The following is a 23,599-nucleotide window of genomic DNA, read 5'->3' as shown; positions in this document are numbered from 1 at the left end:
TACTTTGTTTTTTCGAATAATGATAATTCTAGGAGTATGGAAAATGATTTAACCTTGATGTTTTGGCTTGGTACTGCTATGACACTTTGCCTTTTTAGTTTAGTACTAGTTTTGATCTATATCTATCAAAAAGGAATGATACGTCAATTAGAGCTGCAGCAAAACGTAAGAATTCAGATTGAGCATCATCAGATGCGAGCTTTGTCTCAAGAGATACACGATGGAATCTGTAGTGATCTAGCAGCTGTATTAAAATACATGGAGCATCTAGACAGTAAGCAGGACAAAAATAAAGAGGAGTATTTAATCACTTCTTTGAAAGAAGCAGTTCAAAGTAGCTATCAAAATGCCCTTAATCTATGTTACAATCTATATCCTTCCGATATAGAAGAGTATCGAATTGTTGATATAATAAAACAATATGTTGGCAGAATTCAAAAAGTAGGCTTGATTCAAATTGAATTTACCACTAATAAACAGACGTTTGTTCTATCTAATACCCAAAAGATTGAACTCTATCGGAGTCTTCAGGAAATTATTCAGAATATCTTAAAACACAGCAATGCTACTAAGGTAACAATCGGTGCGTATTGGAATATAAATCATTTGTTTTTAAATATAAAAGACGATGGGATTGCCTATGATTTTATGGCTTTGAGTAAGGAGAAAAAGGGGATAGGACTTGTAAATATTTTAACTCGAACAAAACACATAAAGGCCATGTTTACTCACAAGAGTAAGCAAGGGAAAAATAATATAAGTATTAAAATAGACAGATTATGAGTATTCGCATAGCCATAGCTGATGATCATGTAATGTATAGGGGAGGTTTTGCCTTATCACTGGATGCTATAAAAAATGTAGAATTAGTTGTAAGTGTATCTAACGGGCTGGAGCTTTTAGAGCATTTAAAAACACAAGAAGTGGATGTTGTTTTTTTGGATATCAGTATGCCTGTGATGGATGGGTTTACAACGGCAAAAGAACTTAATTTACAATACCCACACATAAAGATTATCATTTTAAGTAGTTACACTAATATTGGGCATATCAAGCGTATGATTGCTTGTAATGTATCGGGATACGTTTCCAAGGTAGCTAATACAGCTACTATAAAAAAAGCAATAAAAGTGGTGTGCAAAAAAGGCTATTATTACGATAAAGAAGTATATCATAAAATTCAAGAAAATCTAAATAGTATTAGCCAAGGGACGACTTATTTCACTGAAAGAGAGCTGAGTATTATAAAGCTTTTTGCCTTACAATACAGCGCAAAACAAATTGCAGATACTTTGTGTTGTAGTACAAGAACAGTAGAGAAACACAAAGAAGCATTACTTGAAAAAACGAAAAGTTTTAGTTTTATAGGTGTTCTTATGTATGCCTTATCTAATGGATATCTTCTTCTGGAAGACATTGAATGATTTTATAGTAAAAATACGTATTGATTTGAATTATAGTGAATTGTAGTTTTGATTATCCCAAAATGCAACGACTATGAAAGCCAAATACGTCCTTATAATATCCTACTTCTATATTTTACTTTTTGTATATGCAGCCATAAGTAAGCTCATTACCTTTGAAGCCTTCCAGGTTCAACTAACACAGTCCCCACTGCTTAGCGCTTACGCCAATATCATTGCTTATTTAGTGCTAGGAGCCGAACTATTATTTGCTTTACTGCTTTGTACTAAAACAACAAGACTTTTAGGGCTTTATCTTAGTTATGGGCTTATGGTTGCATTTACCCTCTATATTTATTTGATATTAAACTACAGCGATTTCATCCCTTGTTCTTGTGGTGGAATACTTGAAAAAATGGGATGGAACGAGCATCTGTGGTTTAATATCATCGTTAGTCTACTGGCCTTAGTTGCTTTGTTTTTTCATGATCAGAAAAGAAAACGATTTTATCTAGTATCAATCATTACCACAATAATAAGTAGTTTACTTGTTATCCTGCTTTTTTTATCTTCTGAACATATTATAAAAAAAGATAATCCATTTATTAGAAGGTATTTGCCTCACGGTGTGGTAGAGGATGATACCCTAGATTTAGGCGTAAATACTTTTTATTTCTCAGGTTATAATAAAAACAAAGTTTATTTAGGTAATAGTGTATCTCCCCTTATTTTTATAAGTGTTGATTCACTTCTAAATAGAGAAGATTTCACTATTCAAATTGACTCTACACAATTTGGATATCGATATTTACGATTAAAGACTGATTATCCCAATTTCTATTTAGCAGATGGTTCAATTCCAATTGTCTATAAAGGGATGCTTAATTCCAATGAAAAGACCAAGACTACAGAAATATTCAGTTTTAGAGAAGCCTATTTTACCGATTATATCCCTTTAGATTCAACCTCTATTGCCATTAAAAGTCAAAGTAGTGAAGACTACAATAATATTTTAGGACTAATTAATACTAAGACTACTCCAAGAGTTTTTTTAAATTCAACTTTGCTAGAGAGTGATTCTGATGGAGTATTTGATAGCGATGGTATTTTTAGCTTTAGTAAAGAACACAAGACGTTGCTCTATACTTATTTTTATAAGAATAAATACATTTTGATTAGTGAAACTTTGGATTTAATTAGTCAACGGCACACTATAGATACAACTAAAGCTGTAACTATAACTTCTTCTAAACTAAGTACAGGAGAAAACAAAATGACAACACCTATAAGCGCTATAAACAAAAAAGTAGTGGTTAAAAACAATCTCTTGTTTATTGTATCAAATTCTCTTGGACAAAACGAGTCCAAAGCTATCTGGAAACAAGCTAGTATTGTTGATATCTACGACTTTAAAAAAGACAATTATATAGCTAGTTTTTATATCTATCACCTAGGGGATAGCAAGCTTACTGATTTAATTGTCACAGACCATTATCTCTATGGTTTATTTGATCAAAAGCTTGTCCGTTATCGAATGGCCAAATCACTAACAGATAAGTTTGAGTAAAGTTTGGCTTCACTTTAAAAAATAAGCTATCAACCAATAAATTTTAGTAAGATGAAAAAGTTTTTTAAAACAGCAGTAATGCCAATTGCAGTATTTGTACTAGCTATTGGTGCAGCATTTGCAACTAATGCGATGAAAAACACATTAGCCGTAGTGCCAGGATATCAAAAGATTGATTCTAAGGGGCTTGTGTGTGAACAAAAAGATATGTGTGACACTCAAGGAGTAGAATTATGTACATGGTTTGATGGAAGCACAAATCATCCATTATATGGTAAAACGGTTGACCCTATTTCAGGGCAAACTGTATGTACATTACAATTGCGTAGAATACAAAAACCTTGATATAGGTAGGTTCAAAGAAGATGAGGGTGTCTAAATAGACGCCCTCATTTAATTTTTCAAATGTAATCTTAAGAATAGATTTAGTTTATAATTAATCTTTCTTCTTCGAAAGTAGTATAATATTTAATCCAACGTGTTTCCTTTGTATTTTTATTCTTTAAATAATAATCAAACCAGTTCATTATTCTTTTTGTAAGATCGGTTTGGTTTTCTTTTTTTAGAAGACCGTGTCCTTCATTTTTATAAAATAGGGCTATGTGAGGTACATTATATCTTAGCATTGCAATGAAGAATTCTTTTTGTTGTTCCCAGTGAATATTTTCATCCTTTTTACCTGTATAAGTAAGTAGGGGAGTTGTGATTTTATCTGCATATAGGATAGGAGAGTTTGAAAGAAATACTTCCTTATCTTGTTTAAAGGTTTTAGGCATCCTATATTGACCATTTTCAAATTGAAAAAAGAAAGGAGAAACAAAGTCTTCATTGTACGAGAAATAAGATTTCACAAGGTCGACATTACCAGATCCACTTACTGCTGCTTTAAATAAATTTGTTTGAGTTATAATAAAATTTGTCTCATATCCACCATGAGAAAAGCCAAATAAACCTAATTTTTCTTTGTCAATTGACTTTTCTTTCTCAAGTACTGTTTTTATACTTTCTTCTACACAATGCAGAGCTGATAATCCAGTTCCTTGCTCGATATCAATAATATCAGGAAAAAAGACAAAATAATTGTTTTCTTGAAAAAGTGTTGTGTTAAAACCATCATCATTCAAATTAGTAGGATAATTGAATTCTGTCTTACGGTGAAGTTGTATTGAGTAGATACGTGTAATCATAGGATACTTTTGGTTTGGATGATAGTTTTTTGGATAAAACAAAACGCCTTTTAAATTATTACCATATTGGTCCATGTAGGAAACTATTTTCTGTTTTTTCCAATTATAAAGTGATTGTGGCATTGTGTTTTTTGTAAGTAGATTAGTTTTTCTGTTTTGATAAATATAAACTGTTTTGGGTTTATTAAAGTTTTCTAGACAATAAGTAATTGTATTAAAATCACTACTGTACTTTACATCTGAAATTCGATCTTGCGTATTATCAATGATAGTGGTTTGCTTATTCTTATCAATCAATATAAGTGATTGAATCTGATCATTATTATTTAGTTTTTGAACTAGCAATATATCACTGTTATTTGAAATTGTTTGATGATGTAATTCACTGTTTGTATTAAAAAGGCCTTCAACAGTTGAATTTAGAATTCTATAATTGGTGTCTTTATCACTACCATCTAAAACTATTTTAAACTTTTTGTTTTTTGTATCGTATTGTATTAGATTAGAATTAGATTCAAAATAGAAAAACCTTTCATCTTTAGACCAAGTTCTCAGTTTAGATACTTCTAACACATTGTTACGACTTTTTAGGTTATAACTGTTTTCAATGATTTTATTTTTTGTATTATAAAAATACATTTCATCCTTTTTAATATATACAAAATAAGTTCCTCTTGGGGATAAGCTTGTTGTGTTAAAAGGAGATACTTGTTGTTTTGTAATGATAGTTAATGTATCATTTTGAAGGTCATAAAGACTTATGTCACGAGGTCTTGAAGACCATTGATGGGTGTAATCAAGATATTGATTAGAATCAAAAACCAGTAGTGTTTTCTCATTGATAGGAACAGCATCATGATCGTTTAATTTTTCGGGATGGCTAACCTTTTTATTATAGTAATCAAAAATAACAAAACCATTTGTTTTTAATTCATTAATATTGGCTTTGGAATTAGCAAGTACATTTCCTAAATATCGGTCGTTTGTACTCCAAATTTCAAGTTCTTGTGCATCGTAAGGAAGTTGACCAATAGAGTATAATTGAGTCATTTTAAAGCTACTACCACTTATAGCCTCTAAATCATTAAAATGGGTATCATCACCTAAAATTTGTTTTTCACCTTTATTATTGTTGTAATTAAAAAAAGTTAAATAGGGAAATTTATTATCACTCATTGTTGTTGGAAAAAGAAATACCACAGGATGTTTTTTACTCCAAATCGCATGTCTGATAGGGTGAGTTATTTCACGATTCCTACTTTTTTTTAAATTAGACAGATTGATTAGTTCAATTCCTTTTTCAAAATTGCTGTATTGAATAAGAAGAATTTTTTGATTATCACTTATGCTCGTAAAAGCAATGAGGTCTTTAGAACAGCTCCAAATTTCTTCTATTTTGGTTTGATTGACTTTGATTAATTTATAGGCATCAGTACTTAAATCAAGATAAAAAATAAGTCCGTATTCTTGAATGATTACAGGTTTATCTATAGTAGAAATAATATGCGTTTTTAAGGTACTACCATCAAATATTTCGAGTTCTTTTTTGTTACGATTATAACTTGTTAAAGAGTTGTCTTTAAATTTCTCATATAGGAAATTGGTTTGTTTACCGAGGATTTGTTTGCCATGATTATAAATAAATATACTATCTCTATTAGAATCGAATTTACAGTATTTACGTACAACAGCTAACTTACCACTATTAGAGAGGACTTCATTTCTAAGCTCACTATACTTTAGACTATCAGTACTTATTTGTGCCTTTAATGATAAAGTACCTAATAAAAAGAGTATAAGGTGATAGATAAAACAGATTCTAGTATTCATTTTGTGGATTTAGATTAGGATTGATAAGTAGTTCTTTTTCTGGATATGGTAGTAAAGCATGTTTATCTTGCCAATTGGGTTTTGAACTTTTTAAAAGTGATAGTTTATTATTTCTTTTTAAATCAAAGAAACGTCTCGCATGCTCTAAGAAAAATTCCTTTTTACTTTCTTCTAGCATGGCTAGTAGCGTCTCTTCATTGCTTAAACTATTTGGTAAATTAGCTAACCCAGCTCTTTGTCTAATCTTGTTAAGATAAGCAATAGCCTCCTTTTCTCTGTTTTGATAAATAAGGGCTTCAGATAATATAAAGTAAGCCTCTTCTACTCTAAAAAGAACTGAACATTCATCTGTATTATTGATGTTATTTTTATACTTGTAATTGAAGCTTGTTGTTCCGTTATTAGAGTATTCTTTAATCCAAGAAAGTTTTCTAAGATCATTACTTTCAAATGAAGTAAGTAAAGAACTACTAAGTTTATAAAGCCAATCATCTACTAGCATGATATAGTTACTTGCTTCATAAGTTGCTGAGGTTGGATTATTATTACTTAACTGCCATAGCGTGCTTTTAGCTGTATTTTTAAAAACTAAGGATAAATCCGTCTCTAAACTGTATAAAGGATTATCTATGACACGTCTTGCATAGATTTCGGCTTTATCGTATTTTTTTTGAAGTAAATAGTTTTTAGCTAAAATAAGTTCAGCCACCGCTTTATTAACGTAGTATTTATTAGAAGATCTATCATTATAAGTAAGAGTTTCTAAAGTGATAAGTAAATCTTTTTCCAAGTTGTTTAATACCTCTATAGGGACTATTTTTTTTATTGTAGTATTATACTTATAATCTGTAGAGGTTGTATAAGGGATTTCCCCGAAGAGTTGTGTTAATGCTTGATAGTACATTGCTCTTATGACGTATCCCTCAGCTAGAAGTTCCTTTTTTTCTTCTTCTGAAATTCCATTTGATATTGTTACACCATTTATAAAAGAGTTTATAGCATAAATATGGGCATAAGAAGTATTCCAGAAGGTTGCAAGTACAAGCCTTGTGGGATCTATATTGTTGTTGTAGAGTAGAGCACTATCATATGTTGGAGGTATTGATATAGGTTCTAACTCGTCTGTATATAAACCTAATTCAGAACCAATACCTTGACTATTTCCACTATAAATAGAAGTTTCTCTAAGATTTATATACAAATTAGTTAAAGCAGCAGTTGCACTTCGTTTATCTTTAAACAAATTCTCTGTACTGATTTGATCTGTTGGTAAGTCTATTTCAATCATTTTCTCACAAGACTGAAATATTTGTATGCTTATTAGCAATATGAATGTATATCGTAGTTGTTTCATAACTGTTTCAATTTAAAAAGTTAATTGTACACCAAAGGCGTATGTTTTAAGTGGAGGAAGATAACCATAGGCGGTAAACTCTGGATCTAGCCCATAATAGTTTGTGATTGTCCAAAGGTTTTGTCCTTGAACGTATATTTTTAAAGATTCTATTTTTGGTAACTTTAAAACATAGGATAAAGAGATGTTTTTAAGTCTGATATAGGATGCATCTCCAATTACCATATTGCTATTTTTGTAAGTATTGAGTTGATTCATTATAGTAGAATTCACCCCTGTTGTAAATGCTCCATATTGACTATTTGGATTTGTAGGTGACCAGCTGTTAAGTACTTCTACAGGTTGATTGACAATAGAACCAGGTATAATTAAATTATAGTTGTAATTATAATTGGTTTGCTTTACAAATTGGAATAAAAAATCAAGACTAATATTTTTGTATATCAATGTATTTTGAATTCCACCATGATAATCAAGTTTTCTTTCTTTTATGTTTTGTCTATCATCAGCTGCTGTTATTTTTCCATCGTTATTGTAGTCTGTAAATGTATAGTACCCCGTTAATGGATCAATTCCTTCGAAATTGTATAATCGATTAACGCTTGTACTTTTTCCTATAATGAACTGATTTGCATAAGTAGAACTCTCCAAATTAGGGAAAGATAGTAGTGTGTTTTTGGGAAAAGAAATATTGAAGTTAGTTCTCCAAGTAAAATTTTTTGTTTTAATGTTTTCAGCGTTTAAACTAAACTCCCAACCTTTATTTTCAATTGTTGCCTTAAGATTATCTTGTATAAATGGAAATCCTGTAGTACCAGGCAGAGGAATTCCAACAAGTTGATTAGATGATGTATTTCTATACCAAGCAAGCTCAAATTGTAGTCTATCATTGAACAAAGCAACCTCTAGAGCTGTTTCCAACTTTTTAGTTTTTTCCCAACTAAAATTAGAATTATAAAGTCTTGAAGGACTAAGTCCAGTGAGATCATCATACTTGTTGATATTAAGTTCATAAGTGTCTAGATACTGATAATCCCCAATATTATCATTACCTGATGTTCCATAACTCGCTCGAAGTTTTCCAAAACTAAGCCATGAAGAGTCATTAATTAACTGTTCTTTTGAAAATACCCATGCCACACCTATTGCACCAAAATTTCCAAATTTATTATTGTTTCCAAATCGAGATGAACCGTCACGTCTAGCTGTAAGATTAAGCAAATACTTACTATTATAGTTTAGGTTTAACCTTCCAAAAACAGCGACATATTTGTATTCTAAATTTGATGATTGTGCAATTCCTTTAGCTTTAGCAGCACCAATATTTGAGATAAAATCATTAGTTTGAAAACCATATCCTACTAAATGCAAAGCACTAGTATTACTTTGTTGATATGTCATCCCAACAAGAGTGTTTACTGTTAATTTATCTTTGCTAAATGAGTAATTAATTTGAGGTTCAACTATATAGGACTTTTCATCTCTAAAAGTGTTTTCCGCAGTAGATTCCTCTGAAGTATAATTTCTCTTAGGATTATATATCGTATGAGGAGTAAGTCTTTTTTCCTGAGTATTAGTTCTATTGTAACCAGCATTTAGTTTTAAAAATGTATTTTTAAATAGTTCATAATTTAAATCAATATTTAAAACAAGGTTACTATTATCATTCTCATAGGTTTCAAACATTGATGATATAGGATTTGTATCTCCTGCAAAACTCCAATTTAAACTACCATTAGAATTATATAAACTTGGTGCATTGGGTGAGAGCGTAAGTGCCTTAGTAGTTAGGTCTTCTGCTATAAGATTATTGCTTTGTAAAGCATAGTTAGTTGATGAATTGAGTTGAAATCTACTATCTTTACTTTTGTGATTTACATTGATAAGAAAAGCATTTCTTTTAAACCCTTTATCCGTTGGAAATACTGTGGTCTGGGTTGCTTGACTTACAGAACCAGAAAAGTGGGTTGTTTCACTTCCTCCATTTATTCCTAGTTGTATGTTTTGACTAAGTGCAGTTCCTCCAATAAGTTCTTTCTGCCAATCAGTGTATCGATTCCTATCCCAAGTACCATTCATGTCATAGGCATTTGCCGGATAGGTTGTAATTTTATCGTTTTTAAAAGCTTCATCTCTCATTTTGTTAAACTGCTTAGTATTTAAGAGCTTCATTTTATTTGCAACTTTGCTAAACGATGTAGAAGAGGAGAGTGTAAAAGAAAGCTGTTCTGATTTATTTTTCTTAGTTGTTATAAGAACTACTCCATTTGCACCTCGCGAACCATAAATAGCTGTAGCATCTGCATCTTTTAATATCTCGATACTTTCTATATCCGTTGGATTTATAGCGTTTAGAATATTAGTTTCACTCATGGGAAGAATAGTTGTAGACAATGTTGAATTTGGAAGGTTACTAGTTGGAATCACGACTCCGTCAATAACATAGAGTGGTGTATTACCATTTAGAGCACTGTTTTGATAATTGCGAAGACTATTTCGACCCCGAATTTGAATATCAAATCCTCCGCCAGCAACCCCCGTGTTTTGAGTAATACTAACACCAGCCATTCTACCTTGAATGGCTTGAAGTGGATTCAAAACTGGCTGAAATTCGATATCCTTTGCAGTCACTCTTGCAATACTTCCTGTGCGTTCTCGATCCTTTACCGTATAGTAACCAGCGTTAACTACAATTTCATCAAGTGTGGTATTATCCTCAAGTAGCTCAATATTTAAAACGGGTCCCATACTACTTGAGTACACCATGGATCGCTCTTTGTAGCCGAGCATTGAAAACGTAATCCGATCCCCAATAGACACATCTATTGTATATTTTCCATCAAGATCAGTAGCTACAGTTTTGTTTCCAACCGATACGATCACTCCGCCAAGAACACCTTGAGCGTCTTTTACAGTTCCTGAGATTTTTATAATTCCTTTTTGCTGCTTATATTGCAATAGGTAAGAAGCATTAAAAAACAAATGATTATCATTTGATACGGCATAAGTTGGATAGCCAATTAAAAGGCTAACAAGCATAGCTATCCTATAACCACAAGTGGTCAATATTTGAGTTTTCATAATTTTATAATTGATTTTGATACAACAAGGCCTTTAAATCATCAAGATTCATATTGCCGTAGTACTTTGATCGGCCAGTTGCACCAAAAGGTTAGTTAATGGGTAATTTGTAATAGATAATAAAAAACTATCTCCTTCACTCTAAGCACGTCTCCCAAAATGCAAAAGAGCAAGGAGATAGCCATGGACTTTTAGCATGGCTCAAAACTCCCTTTAAGCCACACAATGTTTTGTGAGTTTTTGTGCTTACTACAGGTGGACGTCTACATTATAACCAACCTAGATACACCAAGATAGTAAGCGGTTTTTTCCATAATAAAATAGTTTTAAGTGTGATTAATAATTAATAATAGAACAGAAGGAAAGTCTTATTTCATAGCATTTTTCCCTTACTAACTAATTAATATTGCCTTATAACCGAATGGATGAACGAATTATATAGATGTGAATTAAAAGGCAATAGATATCCTGTACGCATCCAAAAACTGTTTTTGGACCTAGCGTAAAAAAGTGTATTATGCTAACTAAATAGATAATAGGGTAGCCATCCAACATCGAACAAGTCATGCTAGATACAACTACAACAATGTGATTTAGTTAAACTAAAATTTAATCATAGGCTAAATGTGAGTTTAGTTACTAATTTGTTGTTTTAATAAAATGTAATAATTGATAAATTCTCGAATAGAACATTCGATAAGTCCATTAAGGATAGATAAGGTATTGCAAGCATTCATCAATAAACGAACACTGAACAAATTCACCTTTGTTTTTAAAACCTCTATATACCAAATTGGGAGACGGTATAGTTTAGAAGTCTGTAGTATTTTTAATATAAAGCGAAACTTAAGAATTTCAATAAAGTGAGAAGTAAATGACAAACCTATATAAAACAAGTTGGCGTGGGTACTCACAATATCTGCATCAGAGGTACTGGTATACCGAGGAACAGACAAGTGAGCCCACGCCTAGGTCGTGAGCTTTTAAACTTATCTTCTCGCTCCTTAAAATTACCAGTTTTCTGATACGAGATTCTAAGCAATAGCTTTAAATTTTTTTAATAGTCTAATTACAAAAATAGAATTTTTATAAAAGAGAATCAAATATAAGTAAAAATAAATATACATCCTAACAGGGATGTGATATTGTTTTTTTTTATGAAGTACTTGCTAATAAAAATAGTATGGCAAAACTTGAACAGATTACTATTATTATTTCAGAGTTAGAGTTGTTTTTAATTGATAGAATTCGTGAGTTAAGAGGTAGAGCTGTACCATATATTTCTCAGGTCGATTTATCCATAAAAATGGAATACTCTGAAGGTTATATTGGAAAAGTAGAGAATTTTAAAACTAGTAGTAAATACAACTTGAGAAGCTTAAATCTAATAGCTAATAGCCTTGGACTTAAATCTTATACAGAATTATTGCCTACTACTATTTTAAAAAATGATTTATTGGAATTAACTATTGAGGTCAAAGGAAGTAATGATAGAGTAGATTTTGATGAAAATAATCAAGTAATTAAAAACTATAATATTATTAAAAAACGTATTTTAACCAAAAAAGAGATAAAGGAATTTAATACTAGACGTAGTAAAAAATCTTCTTAAAAAGTAAATATTAAAGGTTTACTATTTTATTATTCAAGATAGTTGAGATTGAAAAAAGTAGAGACCTAGGTAATTATGGTACTAAGAATGCATTCATAAAAGAGTGCTGTTTTCTGAAAATAGTGCTTTTTAGTTAATCATTTTTCAGCTTGCTGAAGCTTCATTTGCCATTTCTATCCTTTTCTTTTTATCTTCAATTCTTTCTTTTTCCAAGGAATGTATAAAAAACAAGAAGAGACTAAAAAGAATTAATGCGTAAGCAAGCCATTTGCCAATACGTTCAATAAAACGTATATATAAGGAAGCTTCAAAGCTTGAGAAACCTTCTAAACCTGCTACATTTCGTCTGTAGAACTTTCTTCTATTAATCCAATATATAAGTCCAATTCCTGAGAGTAAGGATAAAATTGCGAGTATTAGTATAAAAGTCGCCATATGAATTTAATTTGCGTAAATTAATTGATAATGAGTTGATTGCTAATTTAAACAAATTTAGTTAAGCAACTACCTCTTTAAATTGAAGTGTATAAAATATAAGTATTACAAAAAAAGCACTGCTTGATAAAACAGTGCTTTTTTCAATTGCTTTTAATCACCTTTCTTATGTTTATGAGGCTTAAGTGAAGGTGTATTTCCAGGAGTATCTTTATTGTCTCTCTGACGTCTGTCAGGTTTACCTGTTGAAATAGCAATTCTTTTTGGTCCAGGTTTGATTCCCATAGCGTAATAAGTTTAAAAAGAATTAATTACCACTAATTTGCCTAAAAAATAGCTATTTTAAAACACTGTTTTGCTAATATTTATAGCAAAATGATTTGTTCTGATTTTAAACTTAATTACTAATTAATAATACACCCATTGGCAGAGCTTGGCAGATTTATTCTGCCAAGCTCTGCACATTTGTAATGTTAGCTAACAAATTTAATTAACCCATTAAATTCTAACATTATGAACATAGATCGCACAGAATTTCTTTTATGGATGCAGCGTATTATGACGCGCTTTGACCACTTGTCAGAACATATAAAAGACCTGCCTCTAAAAACTCAAACTATAGATGGAGAAGAGCTTTTAGACAGTCAAGATGTAATGAGTCTTTTTAAAATAAGTCCACGCTCACTACAGCGTTACCGCTCAGACGGAAAACTTCCTTATTATACAATTAGTGGTAAACTCTACTACAAACGCTCGGATGTAAATCAGTTTATCAGGGAATGTTTGAAACACCCAGTAAGAAGAAATAAATAGCAGTTAAAGGCCAAGAGTAACCTTTAAGACGCACTATTTACTGCTGAATGTCTCTTGGCTTTAGTTTTAAGTTTTTAATCATTTAAAACTAGGTATTATGAGTACAGAAACCACAGAAAGACAAGTAGAGCACGATGTGCTTCTTGTCAACGACAAAACAAAAAATAAGATTCAAGTAGTAAAGGGATTAGATAAAGATGGTAAACTTGAAACAGTCCCACCAACTAAAAAGAATCAAAATCAATTTTTAAAAGTTGATCGTCATGGAGATTTCTTTTCCAACTTCTTTTCTAATTTTTTCAGCCAACTTAAAAACCCAACGCAGTTTACTTTTTTTAGAGTTCCGGAGTTATTGACAGTCAAAATGGCCAATCAAATGCAAAAGGAGCTTAAGCAATCAGGACCTACTCATGAGCTGTTTTTAAAACATCAAATAACAGAGATAGGAAACGTGCAAAAGAAAGAGAATAAAGTTGCTGAACCAACAAAAGGAGAGGGGCAGTACAGCTCCAATAAATTTGATATTAAAGACATTGATTGGGATTCACTCTCAAGATTGGGACTTTCAAAAGAGAAGCTTCAAGAAATGGATTTGTTAGAACCGCTCTTGCAAGGTTATAAAACAAAGGATTTAGTGGCCGTAAATCTTGATTTAGGTTCTGCGGTGTTTTCTTTGGATGCAAGGCTGTCTCTACAAAAGAACGAAGAGGGTAAAGTAGTTATGGCACTAGAAGGAGTAAAAAAATACCCTAATCTCAATGTTCCGCTTTATGGACATGAGTTTTCAAAGCAGGATAAACATAACCTTTTAAAAACAGGGAATATGGGTAGAGTAGTGGATCTTGTTCATCCAACTACTAAAGAAAGGATTCCATCGGTTGTGAGCGTGGACAGACTCACAAATAATTTAGTTGTTACTAGAGTTGAAAAGATGCAATTACCACAAGAGGTAAAAGGCATTGTACTTAGTGAAGAGCAGCTTCAGACATTAAAAGAGGGTAAACCGCTACTTGTAGAGGGGATGACCTCTGCTAAAGGGAATCTTTTTAATGCTGAAATTCAGTTTAACGCAGCTAAAGGGCACATTGAGTTTTTGTTTGATAATTCTAATAAACAAAGTCAAGCAAAGAATCAAACACAAAATCAATCTCAACTATCAGATGACCTGAAAACCTTTAGAGGTAAAGAACTCACTGAAAAACAGCAAGGCGACTTATTAGAAGGCAAGGCTGTTTACATTAAAGATTTGTTGGATAAAAGAGGAAATACCTATCAAGGTTATGTGACATATAACAAAGAAACGAAGCAAGCGGATTTCTCATTTCAAAATCCAAATAAAGAAGAACAGTCAAGAGCTCAGTCGCAGTCAGAAAAACAAGTAGATGAGCCTCAAAAATCAAAAGGACGTAAAATGTAAAATTGAAGACTATGATTGTAATTCTTGCAGAAAAACCAAGTGTAGCTAGGGAGATAGCGATGCTTGTTGGAGCCAAAACAAAAAAAGAGGGTTTTATTGAAGGAAACGGCTACTGTGTTACTTGGGCGATTGGTCATTTAGTATCATTAGCCATGCCAAAGGATTATGGATTTAAGGAGTTTAAAAGAGAAGCGTTGCCCATCTTGCCTCGTTCTTATTTGTTACTACCGCGAAAGATTAAAAAAGACAATAAATATATTTCTGATCCAGGTGCTTTAAAACAACTCAAGGTCATTGACATGCTGTTCAAAGCATGTTCTGAGATTATTGTAGCCACTGATGCAGGTAGAGAAGGAGAGCTTATCTTTCGCTATATCTACCAATATCTAAATTGCAACAAACCATTTAAAAGGTTATGGATAAGTTCACTAACAGAAAAAGCAATTAGCGGTGGACTTCAAAACCTAAAAGAAGGAAGCGAATTTGACGGACTTTTTAGAGCAGGTCACAGTAGGAGTAGAGCGGATTGGCTTGTTGGGATTAACGCCTCACAAGCGCTTACCGTTTCAATGAATGACTCGGTTTATTCGCTAGGTCGAGTACAGACCCCAACGCTCAGTTTAATTTGTAAACGGTATTTAGAGAACACTTCTTTTACAAAGAAATTATACTATCAAATAGAGCTTACCCATCAAAAAGAGGGGGTTGTATTCAGATCACTTTCAACTAATAAATGGGAGGATAAACAAAAGGCGGAACAAGCTTTAAAACTCATTGAAAAACAAAGTGAATCCATCATTACAAAAGTAGAAACAAAAACAATAAGAGAAGAGTCCCCACTTCTTTTTGATTTAACCTCACTTCAAAAAAGAGCCAATGAGCTCTTTGGATTCTCAGCCGATGAGACCCTCAGGATTGCTCAAAGTTTGTATGAAAAGAAGTTTATCACTTATCCTAGAACCTCGAGTAAGTATATTCCTGAGGATTTATGGCCAGAGATTCCCAGTTTGCTAAAAGTGCTTTCTGATGATAGTAGGTACAGTAATTTGCTTTTAAAACTTAAGCTTTCCAGGCTTAATAAGAAGATAGTGAACGATGTAAAGGTAACAGATCATCATGGACTATTAACCACAGATAGGCTTCCTTCAGCTATTAGTGCTATGGAAGAGAGTATTTATCATTTGATAGCACAACGCGTATGGGAGTCCGTATTTGATCCTTGTGTAAAAAAGCAAACAGAGATTAGTTTAAGCGCCTTAGATTATGAATTTAGTTTTAAATCTTCTTCAATAGAAGAGATTGGCTGGAGAGCGATAAGAAAAGAACTCTCTACTAATGATGAAGTAATAATAGATGTACCTGATCTAAAACAAGGCGATAAGTTAAAAATACAAGAAGCTACAACTTTTGAAAAATCCACACGACCAAAAGCATTGTATACTGAAAGTACGCTTCTGTCCGCTATGGAAAATGCCTCGAAAGAGGTAGAGGATAAGTCACTTCAAAGTGTTATCAAAGACATGGGAATTGGAACAGCAGCCACAAGAGCTTCTATTATTGAAACACTTTTAAAAAGGGACTATATCGCAAGAAAAGCTAAGTCACTTGTTCCAACAGAAAAAGGACTTAAAGTATATGAGATAGTCAAAGACAAACTCATCTCTGATGTACTGTTAACCGCTAAATGGGAATCTGATTTTAAAGCCATTGAAGAGAATAAAACCAATATGGAAGACTTCCACAGGCAGATAGAAGATTATGCCACAGAGATTACTAATGAGCTTCTATCAATTAGTCAAAGCAGTGAAACAGATCATTTAGCTTGTCCTAAATGTAAACAACATACACTTCAATTAAGAGAAAAGGTTGTCAAATGTTTAGATACAGAGTGTGAATGGATATTGTTTAGGAATGTCTGTGGAATTAAACTTTTAGTAGATGATATCACTGATTTACTAGAGCACAGAAGAACCAAGCTGCTAAAAGGATTGATAAGTAAAGCAGGGAAGAAGTTCGATGCTTACATCATCTTAAAAAAAGATTGCACCACAGGCTTTGAGTTTAATAAGAAGTAATCACATGTAAACAAAGTAAAGAAGTTATCTAATCTCTAGGTAACTTCTTTTTATTGTGCTGTAAATCAGAATTTTTTATAATCGTGGTTTTTTATTGAAGAAGAGTAAGGCTATAATAAGAATTGCTATTGCGCTTATATAAAGTAGACTAGCGCTGTAAAAATAAATTGAACTTGCTAAAATAGGAATTGCAATATTAATTAGAGACTGTAAACTCTGATTAACGCCTTGTATTTTACCTTGATTATTTTCTGATGTTTGTTCTGAGAGGTTAGTCAAGTAAGTAGGTTCAAAAAGCCCTTCACCTAATATTATTAAGACTACTGCTATACTAATTAAGGCAAGAGAATATACATATATACTGCTAACAATACCTGTAAAACCAAGTGTCAGCATAATTAAACCTAGTATTGTCACTCTTTTTTGAGGATAAATTTTTAGTAACCAAGGAAGTAGTATACCTCTTGATAAAATTTCAATAATTCCTACTATAGCTAAGAGTATACCTATGTACAAGGTATTTAATGAATAAATGTCTTTTAGAAAAAGTGTCATATTGAATTGAAATACTGTAATTGTTATATAGAACAGTACACCTATTATAAGTAAATTCTTTACTGATTTTATAGACAATGTATTTACTAATAGTTTAAATGGGTTAAGATTGTTTAATTCTAATTTTTGATTTTTCTGCTCAATGGATACTGATTCAGGTAGGAAGAAATAAACTGCTAATGTTGAGATAAACAATAAAAGAGCTGTTAGATAAAAGGGTAAAGCCATAGAGATATTACTTAGAAAGGCTCCTAGAGTAGGCCCTCCAATTTTGCCTATTCCCATAGCGGCACCAATATATCCATACCATTTAGAACGTTCTTCATATTTTGTATTGTCTGATATATAAGCAAATAGTACACTTATATTTCCAGCGGTTAATCCATCTATAATACGGCCTAGAAAAAGTACCCAGAGCGCCCCACCAATTCCTAAGAAGATATATCCAAGAACTGAACCTAAAAGACTAATAATAAGAATAGGTTTTCTTCCATATTTATCACTTAATGCGCCAAGAATTGGAGCGGCAATAAATGAACATATAGCATATATAGAAAATAAAAATCCCATTCCAAAAACGATTTTCTCAGACGTTAAATAACTATCTAAAAGAAAGGGAAGAATAGGAATTACAATCGAAAAACCAATCGAATTTAAGGCTACAATTAATATTACTATCCAAAGTTTATTTATTTTTAATTTCATGTTTAATGATGATTTAATGATGAATGGATTTGTTTGATTTATTTTGATAATCAAACTTCTGGACAAAATTAAATGTTGTTTTTGGAGTAAAATAGTTGTATTATAGCATAAAATAGCTGTATAATTTCAAATTAAGAAGATGACTATAACTGTACCTCGAGTTTTTACTGAGTTGGCTAAGTATTTAGATATACAAATAGAAAAAGGACGTATTGATATTCCTTCTGATAAAGGAGTTGGCTATTGCATTGGTTATTATTTAAATGAAAACATAAGAATACTGATAACGGATTATAAATTAAACAAAGAGATATCGATTAATAATCCAGAATTGTTGTCAGAAAATAAGATTATACTGTTTAAATTTCAGGGAATATTAAGTGATAGTACTTTAGAAGGAAAAGTAAAAGATATTCCACGTGTATTAATAGCAACAAGTAGAATAAATACAGAAGATACAATTGTAATTGATTGTGATAGCTCAATAAATATTGAAATAGATGCCAACTATTTAAAAAATCAATTGGGAAGAGAAGAGCATTCACCTATTATTAAAGGACTACTTGAAAACAATCAGCCTTTGCTCTTTGAACAATTATTGTATCCTGATCTTAGTATTATACTAAAGGAGATTATGGATTCAAGTGTATATGAAAGCTTTGAGTTATTTTATTTAAAAATCAAAGCAGAGCAAATTATCTGTAGTTTATTATATCAACTTGAAAAGAGAGATAATAGATATTTATATGCTTTAAATAATTATGATATTCAAACTATTTACCATATCAGAGATTTGATTCTAAAGAATCTCACTCGAGCTCCTCAATTGAAGGAATTGGTGGAGATATCTAATATGAGTTTATCAAAGTTACAACGTTTGTTCAAACAAGTTTTTGGTAGTACAGTGTTTAATTATTATCAAGAGTTCCGTATTAAAGAAGCTGCTCGCTTATTAAAAGAGGAAAAGCTTTCAGTGTCAGAGGTAGGTTATTATTTAGGCTTTACTAATTTGAGTCATTTTTCACAAGTTTTTGAAAAACACATAGGAGTAAAGCCAAAGAAATACACGATGTTGTAATTAAATGAAAGCGTCATAAGACGCCTTCATCTGCAAAAGAGTAATAACTCTCAGGTGTTATTATTAAGTGATCTAAAAGAGCAATATCAAGCAATTGACTTGCTTGTTTAATCTTGGCAGTAATCTGCTTATCAGCTTCACTTGGTTGTAATTTCCCAGAGGGGTGATTGTGCACTAGGATGCAAGCCGTGCTCTTAGATTTTAGTAAGGCAGCGAATAGCAATCTCACATCTACAACTGTACCAGTAATACCACCTGATGACATTTCATAAGCTCCTAGTACTCTATTGTTATTAGAAAGCATAAGTACTTTGAATTGTTCAAGTAGTTCTATCTTATCTAGATTCCACGCTTCTAATGCTACTTTAAAAGCGCTATATGATGAATCAATTAGTGGTCTTTCAGACGCTTTAATTTTTGCTTTGTAGATTAGCTCAACTTCTGATGCTATTAACCAATTGCTTTTTAAAACTGTAGTTTCCATAATATTATATTTTTTAAATTAATTATGGAGCAGTTACAGGGAATACTTAAGCAAGCTCAAAAAGCAACGCAATAAAGCGAAGACAAGGTCAAGTATTTATGGGGGAATTTTTTGAAAGCGAACCGCGAAGTATTGCCTAGCTTAGTGATATAATTGATAAAAAATAAAAACCCTATCTAGAGAATAGATAAGGTTTTACTAAAGTTTACTTGGTTGTTTAATGAATTATGGTGAGATGATTATAGTTCACTATAATCTTTAAAAATACCATTGTTTGCTGTTAGTATAATTGGTTTACTATCCGTTACAAGTATCGTATGTTCGTGCTGTGCACAATAACCACCATTGTTAGCAAGGAATGTCCAACCATCTTTAGCTGTATAGATTGATGTTGAATTTGTTGAGATAAAGGTTTCTATTGCTACAACACTACCTTTTCTAAAGCGTCTGTTTTCATATCTATCATAATAGTTCAAAATACAATCAGGCTCTTCATGCAAACTTTTACCAATACCATGACCTCCTAAGTTATTAATTACTTTGAATCCATTAGATTTAGCTACTTTTTCAATAATTCTTCCAACTTCATTTATTTTAACTCCACCTTTGATAATTGAGATAGCTTTATATAAAGCTTCTATAGAAGTATTTACTAGTTTTTGATTGGAGTGGATATCCTCTCCAATAACGATTGATGCTCCATTATCTGCAAAGTATCCATTTAATTCAGCAGATACATCAATATTTACAACATCTCCTTTTTGTAGTATTCTGTTTGAAGGAATACCATGAGCCATTTCATTGTTTATACTAATACAAGTGCATCCTGGGAAATTATACGTAACAGAGGGAGCAGAATTAGCTCCGTAGGATTTAAGTATTCTCTCACCAAAAAGATCAATTTCTTTTGTAGTCATTCCTTCTTTAGTGTAAGAGATCATTTGTTGTAGAGTAGTGGCTACAATATTGCTTATTTGTTGCATATACTCAAGTTCTTGAGCGGTCTGTATAATCATTTTATTGACAAAATTAATAGTACTTTGATAACTTACATAGTATAAATTAGACATACTAAAATTGATTTTAAGAATAATAATCAATGTATCTTTGTCCTATTATGCCAATTAATCTACTTAAACACATTCTTGATAATCAAACGGGTAGTCTAAATACAGATAGAGTAACTTGTTATAGATCAACGCAACATAGTGCCGTTGTTGATGGTTATTATGTATATAAACAACAAGATTTCATAGAAAAAGAATGGATGTTTAACGATGGGACTCATAGTATTATTTTGTTTGCTAATAGGCAAGATCATGTTCAGATTAGTACTGAATTAAAGCAAGAAACCTTTGAGTCAGGTTGGATTGATAGAGGATTACAAAAGAAAGTATATATACATTATCCTAAAGAGTTTGAGTATTTACTTGTTATTCGATTTAAAGCTCAAAATTGTAATTCATTTATAAGTACTTATGTAAAAGACTCTCAAAATCAATGTTTACTTCCAATCCAGTGTTTTTTTAGCGATGAGTCAATGGATGACTTTTTCTCTATAAACTCTGTAGAGGAAAGAATTAAATTTCTCGATTCTTATCTAAGTTGCTGTATAAGTAATGACACAAACATAGAATCTTTAGATCAAGCTATTCAAATAATAGAAGAGTCTAAGGGACTAATTACGGTAGGAGAATTAACTGAAAGATTAGACGTAAATTACAAATGGTTAGAACGTAACTTTTCTAAATACTTGCATTTTACACCTAAAGAGTATATTAGTACACAGCGTTTTATTCAGGCCTATTTGAACTTACATAAAGATTCGTCTGACTTATTAGCTTTAGCTATTAATCATGGCTTTTACGATTATAATCACTTTTTAAAAGAGTTTAAATCTTATACTGGTAAAACACCATTAGAGTATATAGCTAAATAAATTAATAATTACTTCTTATTAATCAAATGAGCTAATTCAGGATCGTTTTCAATGCGTTTTAGCTCTGATTCTATAATGGATTCAATGTCAAGTTTAACTTGTCTGTAATTGGCTTGAATCGTTTCATCTAAGGTGTTATTACCCTTAGCATCTAAGAAAGAAGTTATCTGAGGTATCTTTTGGTAGGCTTTCATTTCTTTAGAAACTTTGTCATTATCAACAACTATCTCACAGTGAAATATCTTTTGCTCTATACGCTCATCAAAGTTATCAGATACAGCTCCTACAAACATTCCTTGAGTAAGGGTTGCTATTTTAGAAGCAGGAATAAGAGTATCAAGCTGAGTTGAAAAGGAGGTAGAGCGGTCGTTTCTATTAATGGATATGCTTTGTCGTTTTTGAAGTATTTTACCAAAGCGTTCTGATAAGGCTTTAGCGGTATCTCCCACTACTTGACCTGAGAAGATATTACCAACTGTGTTTTGAATTACTTTGCTCTCTTTATCTCCGTAATCTCTGTTAAGTTGAGAAAAATCTTGAAACCCTAAACATACGGCTACTTTATTACTACGAGCGGTAGCAATAAGATTATCGAGGCCCCTAAAGTAAATCGTAGGTAATTCATCTATGATAACAGAACTTTTAAGTTGTCCTTTTTTGTTGATGAGTTTAACGATGCGTGAGTTGTAAAGTCCAAGTGCCGCAGAGTAGATGTTTTGACGATCGGGATTATTTCCTACACATAGTATTTTAGGTTCTTTTGGATTATTGATATCGAGCGAAAAATCATCTCCTGTCATTACCCAATACAGTGATGGTGATATCATACGAGACAGCGGTATTTTAGCTGATGCTATTTGTCCTTGTAATTGGTCTTGGGCTCCACCTTCCCAAGCATCCATAAAAGGGGATAGGTAGTTTTCTAAATCTGAATAGGAGGTAAGAATGGTAAACACATCCGCATATTTCTTATTAAGTAGCTCGATAGCATGAGGAAATGTACAGTACTTTCCGTTTTGATAAAGTTTTAAAAACCAAATAATAGCTGCTAATAAAATGATTGGTGATTCCACAAAAAAGTCCCCTTGTTTTTGTATCCATGAGCGGTTCAGATTCAGCATGATAGTATAAGCTGATTCATAGGCATCAGATATATCTGTCATAAATGAGGGATTAATCGGATTACAGCGATGACTGCGACTTGGATCATCAAAGTTTATGACGTAGAACTTAGGCGCAATAGCGTATTTGTCTTTGTGTAAAAGCAAATGATTATAAGCGATGGTTGATAAATCATCGAATTTAAAATCGTAGATATACATGGAGAATCCTTTTTCAATTTGCTGTTTGATAAAGCTATTGACCACAGCATAAGATTTACCAGAACCAGGAGTGCCAAGAACGATAGTCGCCCGAAATGGATTAACGATATTTATCCAACCACTGTTCCATTTTCCTTTATAATAAAACCTTGATGGAAGGTTTACAGAGTATTCATTTTCAATAAGACGAGTCTCCTGCATAAAGCTCTCATTTTCAAAATTAAATACATCTTGCATTAGGTTGTCGTTTAAGAGTCTACTAATCCAAGCGCCAGATACCAAAAGTAGGATATAACCTAAGAATGTAGTTGCTATATACAGTATCGCGCTCCAAGAATGTCCAAAATCAAGTAAAAAGAAATTGAAAAAAAACAAACTAAAACCAACTGTAAAAATACCTATGATTTTAGAGACTGTAATCTTTTCATGTTTTACGCCTTTGCCTCCCCATAGGCTTAAAGAGAGTAAAACCAAACAAAAGAGTTTAGTATAAAGTAAATGTGAAAACAGTCCTGCTGTTCGGTTGAAATTTACCAGTATTCTATCTACAACATTGTGAGTTATTCCAAGATGTAGAAAGAAAGAATAACAATACCAGTATAAGTGCATAAGCATTAGTAAAATACTTACTGCTCGCATAAATGCTAGGATTTTAGCTAGCGCTTTTAAATCGTATTCTGATTGCATAATAAATGTAATTAAGATTAACGATTTAAAGTAAAATTGTATTAAAGAAAGTACC

19 protein-coding genes are annotated in these 23,599 nt (G+C 31.8%); 10 read left to right on the top strand and 9 right to left on the bottom strand.

The genetic code is table 11. From position 1 onward, the window contains the following. Positions 1-36: 36 nt before the first annotated feature. The 4 genes from ACUTSE_RS16965 to ACUTSE_RS16950 all read left to right on the top strand — a co-directional run bounded on the left by ACUTSE_RS16965 (position 37) and on the right by ACUTSE_RS16950 (position 3,315). Complete coding sequence (locus tag ACUTSE_RS16965; protein ID WP_445641094.1) at positions 37-783, top strand: sensor histidine kinase; 747 nt, start codon at positions 37-39, stop codon at positions 781-783. Continuing rightward, positions 780-1,424 carry a response regulator gene (locus ACUTSE_RS16960; RefSeq protein WP_445641093.1) on the top strand — a complete coding sequence of 215 codons (645 nt, stop codon included), beginning with the start codon at positions 780-782 and terminating at the stop codon, positions 1,422-1,424. The genes ACUTSE_RS16965 and ACUTSE_RS16960 overlap by 4 nt, the downstream gene beginning before the upstream one ends. A gap of 73 nt (positions 1,425-1,497) precedes the next feature. Then, entirely contained in the window at positions 1,498-2,970 is a 1,473-nt protein-coding gene (locus ACUTSE_RS16955) for a MauE/DoxX family redox-associated membrane protein (RefSeq protein ID WP_445641092.1), read from the top strand. Positions 2,971-3,021: 51 nt separating this feature from the next. Next, a complete protein-coding gene (locus tag ACUTSE_RS16950; RefSeq protein ID WP_283829013.1) occupies positions 3,022-3,315 on the top strand; it encodes a DUF6520 family protein in 294 nt (97 codons plus the stop codon). Between the two features lie 80 nt (positions 3,316-3,395). On the opposite strand, the gene ACUTSE_RS16945 is transcribed toward ACUTSE_RS16950, so the two are convergent. The 3 genes from ACUTSE_RS16945 to ACUTSE_RS16935 form a co-directional block, all read right to left on the bottom strand. Beyond that, positions 3,396-5,987 carry an alpha/beta hydrolase family protein gene (locus ACUTSE_RS16945; protein WP_430533080.1) on the bottom strand — a complete coding sequence of 864 codons (2,592 nt, stop codon included), beginning with the start codon at positions 5,985-5,987 and terminating at the stop codon, positions 3,396-3,398. Continuing rightward, positions 5,977-7,275 (bottom strand): RagB/SusD family nutrient uptake outer membrane protein, encoded by a 1,299-nt coding sequence (locus ACUTSE_RS16940; RefSeq protein ID WP_445641091.1) that lies wholly within the window; start codon positions 7,273-7,275, stop codon positions 5,977-5,979. Before ACUTSE_RS16940 ends, ACUTSE_RS16945 begins: the two co-directional genes overlap by 11 nt. A 78-nt stretch (positions 7,276-7,353) precedes the next feature. Further along, positions 7,354-10,422, bottom strand: a complete 3,069-nt coding sequence (locus tag ACUTSE_RS16935) for a SusC/RagA family TonB-linked outer membrane protein (RefSeq protein WP_445641090.1) — start codon at positions 10,420-10,422, stop codon at positions 7,354-7,356. Positions 10,423-11,605: 1,183 nt separating this feature from the next. Here ACUTSE_RS16935 and ACUTSE_RS16930 point away from each other — a divergent pair. Continuing rightward, a complete protein-coding gene (locus ACUTSE_RS16930) occupies positions 11,606-12,034 on the top strand; it encodes a transcriptional regulator (protein WP_445641089.1) in 429 nt (142 codons plus the stop codon). Positions 12,035-12,178: 144 nt separating this feature from the next. Here ACUTSE_RS16930 and ACUTSE_RS16925 read toward each other — a convergent pair whose 3' ends face one another. Then, positions 12,179-12,469 (bottom strand): hypothetical protein, encoded by a 291-nt coding sequence (locus tag ACUTSE_RS16925; RefSeq protein ID WP_445641088.1) that lies wholly within the window; start codon positions 12,467-12,469, stop codon positions 12,179-12,181. 153 nt (positions 12,470-12,622) lie between these two features. Then, the gene (locus ACUTSE_RS16920; protein ID WP_010249841.1) at positions 12,623-12,754 is read right to left on the bottom strand and encodes a hypothetical protein; all 132 of its coding nucleotides are present in this window, start codon (positions 12,752-12,754) and stop codon (positions 12,623-12,625) included. 228 nt (positions 12,755-12,982) lie between these two features. On the opposite strand from ACUTSE_RS16920, the gene ACUTSE_RS16915 reads away from it, so the two are divergent. The 3 genes from ACUTSE_RS16915 to ACUTSE_RS16905 all read left to right on the top strand — a co-directional run bounded on the left by ACUTSE_RS16915 (position 12,983) and on the right by ACUTSE_RS16905 (position 16,774). Next, a complete protein-coding gene (locus ACUTSE_RS16915; protein WP_445641087.1) occupies positions 12,983-13,282 on the top strand; it encodes a helix-turn-helix domain-containing protein in 300 nt (99 codons plus the stop codon). Between the two features lie 97 nt (positions 13,283-13,379). Then, the gene (locus ACUTSE_RS16910; protein ID WP_445641086.1) at positions 13,380-14,699 is read left to right on the top strand and encodes a DUF3945 domain-containing protein; all 1,320 of its coding nucleotides are present in this window, start codon (positions 13,380-13,382) and stop codon (positions 14,697-14,699) included. Between the two features lie 11 nt (positions 14,700-14,710). Next, on the top strand, positions 14,711-16,774 hold the full coding sequence (locus tag ACUTSE_RS16905; protein ID WP_445641085.1) for a DNA topoisomerase: 2,064 nt from the start codon (positions 14,711-14,713) through the stop codon (positions 16,772-16,774). A 75-nt stretch (positions 16,775-16,849) separates the two neighbouring features. On the opposite strand, the gene ACUTSE_RS16900 is transcribed toward ACUTSE_RS16905, so the two are convergent. Then, a complete protein-coding gene (locus tag ACUTSE_RS16900) occupies positions 16,850-18,034 on the bottom strand; it encodes an MFS transporter (RefSeq protein ID WP_445641084.1) in 1,185 nt (394 codons plus the stop codon). Between the two features lie 139 nt (positions 18,035-18,173). Between ACUTSE_RS16900 and ACUTSE_RS16895 the strand changes: the two genes are divergently transcribed. Continuing rightward, positions 18,174-19,112, top strand: coding sequence for a helix-turn-helix domain-containing protein (locus ACUTSE_RS16895; protein WP_445641083.1), 939 nt, complete (start codon positions 18,174-18,176; stop codon positions 19,110-19,112). Positions 19,113-19,125: 13 nt separating this feature from the next. On the opposite strand, the gene ACUTSE_RS16890 is transcribed toward ACUTSE_RS16895, so the two are convergent. Both ACUTSE_RS16890 and map read right to left on the bottom strand, forming a co-directional pair. After that, the gene (locus tag ACUTSE_RS16890; protein ID WP_445641082.1) at positions 19,126-19,596 is read right to left on the bottom strand and encodes a JAB domain-containing protein; all 471 of its coding nucleotides are present in this window, start codon (positions 19,594-19,596) and stop codon (positions 19,126-19,128) included. Between the two features lie 239 nt (positions 19,597-19,835). Then, positions 19,836-20,612, bottom strand: a complete 777-nt coding sequence (gene map, locus ACUTSE_RS16885; RefSeq protein WP_445641103.1) for a type I methionyl aminopeptidase — start codon at positions 20,610-20,612, stop codon at positions 19,836-19,838. Positions 20,613-20,713: 101 nt separating this feature from the next. On the opposite strand from map, the gene ACUTSE_RS16880 reads away from it, so the two are divergent. Beyond that, positions 20,714-21,535 (top strand): helix-turn-helix domain-containing protein, encoded by an 822-nt coding sequence (locus ACUTSE_RS16880; RefSeq protein ID WP_445641081.1) that lies wholly within the window; start codon positions 20,714-20,716, stop codon positions 21,533-21,535. 8 nt (positions 21,536-21,543) lie between these two features. Here the strand turns inward: ACUTSE_RS16880 and mobC are convergent, their stop codons facing one another. Continuing rightward, a complete protein-coding gene (mobC, locus tag ACUTSE_RS16875; RefSeq protein ID WP_445641102.1) occupies positions 21,544-23,544 on the bottom strand; it encodes a conjugal transfer protein MobC in 2,001 nt (666 codons plus the stop codon). Positions 23,545-23,599: the final 55 nt, after the last annotated feature.

This window comes from Myroides sp. TSA_177.3 (genome assembly GCF_052691955.1).
The sequence above is the reverse complement of the archived record's forward strand: the minus strand, read 5'-3'. Positions and strand labels throughout refer to the sequence as shown.

What these genes read in the sequence shown, in the direction of transcription:
- ACUTSE_RS16965 (WP_445641094.1), top strand. Translation starts at nt 37, where the DNA reads ATGGAAAATGATTTAACCTTGATGTTTTGGCTTGGTACTGCTATGACA.
- ACUTSE_RS16960 (WP_445641093.1), top strand. Translation starts at nt 780, where the DNA reads ATGAGTATTCGCATAGCCATAGCTGATGATCATGTAATGTATAGGGGA.
- ACUTSE_RS16955 (WP_445641092.1), top strand. Translation starts at nt 1,498, where the DNA reads ATGAAAGCCAAATACGTCCTTATAATATCCTACTTCTATATTTTACTT.
- ACUTSE_RS16950 (WP_283829013.1), top strand. Translation starts at nt 3,022, where the DNA reads ATGAAAAAGTTTTTTAAAACAGCAGTAATGCCAATTGCAGTATTTGTA.
- ACUTSE_RS16945 (WP_430533080.1), bottom strand. Translation starts at nt 5,987, where the DNA reads ATGAATACTAGAATCTGTTTTATCTATCACCTTATACTCTTTTTATTA.
- ACUTSE_RS16940 (WP_445641091.1), bottom strand. Translation starts at nt 7,275, where the DNA reads ATGATTGAAATAGACTTACCAACAGATCAAATCAGTACAGAGAATTTG.
- ACUTSE_RS16935 (WP_445641090.1), bottom strand. Translation starts at nt 10,422, where the DNA reads ATGAAAACTCAAATATTGACCACTTGTGGTTATAGGATAGCTATGCTT.
- ACUTSE_RS16930 (WP_445641089.1), top strand. Translation starts at nt 11,606, where the DNA reads ATGGCAAAACTTGAACAGATTACTATTATTATTTCAGAGTTAGAGTTG.
- ACUTSE_RS16925 (WP_445641088.1), bottom strand. Translation starts at nt 12,469, where the DNA reads ATGGCGACTTTTATACTAATACTCGCAATTTTATCCTTACTCTCAGGA.
- ACUTSE_RS16920 (WP_010249841.1), bottom strand. Translation starts at nt 12,754, where the DNA reads ATGGGAATCAAACCTGGACCAAAAAGAATTGCTATTTCAACAGGTAAA.
- ACUTSE_RS16915 (WP_445641087.1), top strand. Translation starts at nt 12,983, where the DNA reads ATGAACATAGATCGCACAGAATTTCTTTTATGGATGCAGCGTATTATG.
- ACUTSE_RS16910 (WP_445641086.1), top strand. Translation starts at nt 13,380, where the DNA reads ATGAGTACAGAAACCACAGAAAGACAAGTAGAGCACGATGTGCTTCTT.
- ACUTSE_RS16905 (WP_445641085.1), top strand. Translation starts at nt 14,711, where the DNA reads ATGATTGTAATTCTTGCAGAAAAACCAAGTGTAGCTAGGGAGATAGCG.
- ACUTSE_RS16900 (WP_445641084.1), bottom strand. Translation starts at nt 18,034, where the DNA reads ATGAAATTAAAAATAAATAAACTTTGGATAGTAATATTAATTGTAGCC.
- ACUTSE_RS16895 (WP_445641083.1), top strand. Translation starts at nt 18,174, where the DNA reads ATGACTATAACTGTACCTCGAGTTTTTACTGAGTTGGCTAAGTATTTA.
- ACUTSE_RS16890 (WP_445641082.1), bottom strand. Translation starts at nt 19,596, where the DNA reads ATGGAAACTACAGTTTTAAAAAGCAATTGGTTAATAGCATCAGAAGTT.
- map (WP_445641103.1), bottom strand. Translation starts at nt 20,612, where the DNA reads ATGATTATACAGACCGCTCAAGAACTTGAGTATATGCAACAAATAAGC.
- ACUTSE_RS16880 (WP_445641081.1), top strand. Translation starts at nt 20,714, where the DNA reads ATGCCAATTAATCTACTTAAACACATTCTTGATAATCAAACGGGTAGT.
- mobC (WP_445641102.1), bottom strand. Translation starts at nt 23,544, where the DNA reads ATGCAATCAGAATACGATTTAAAAGCGCTAGCTAAAATCCTAGCATTT.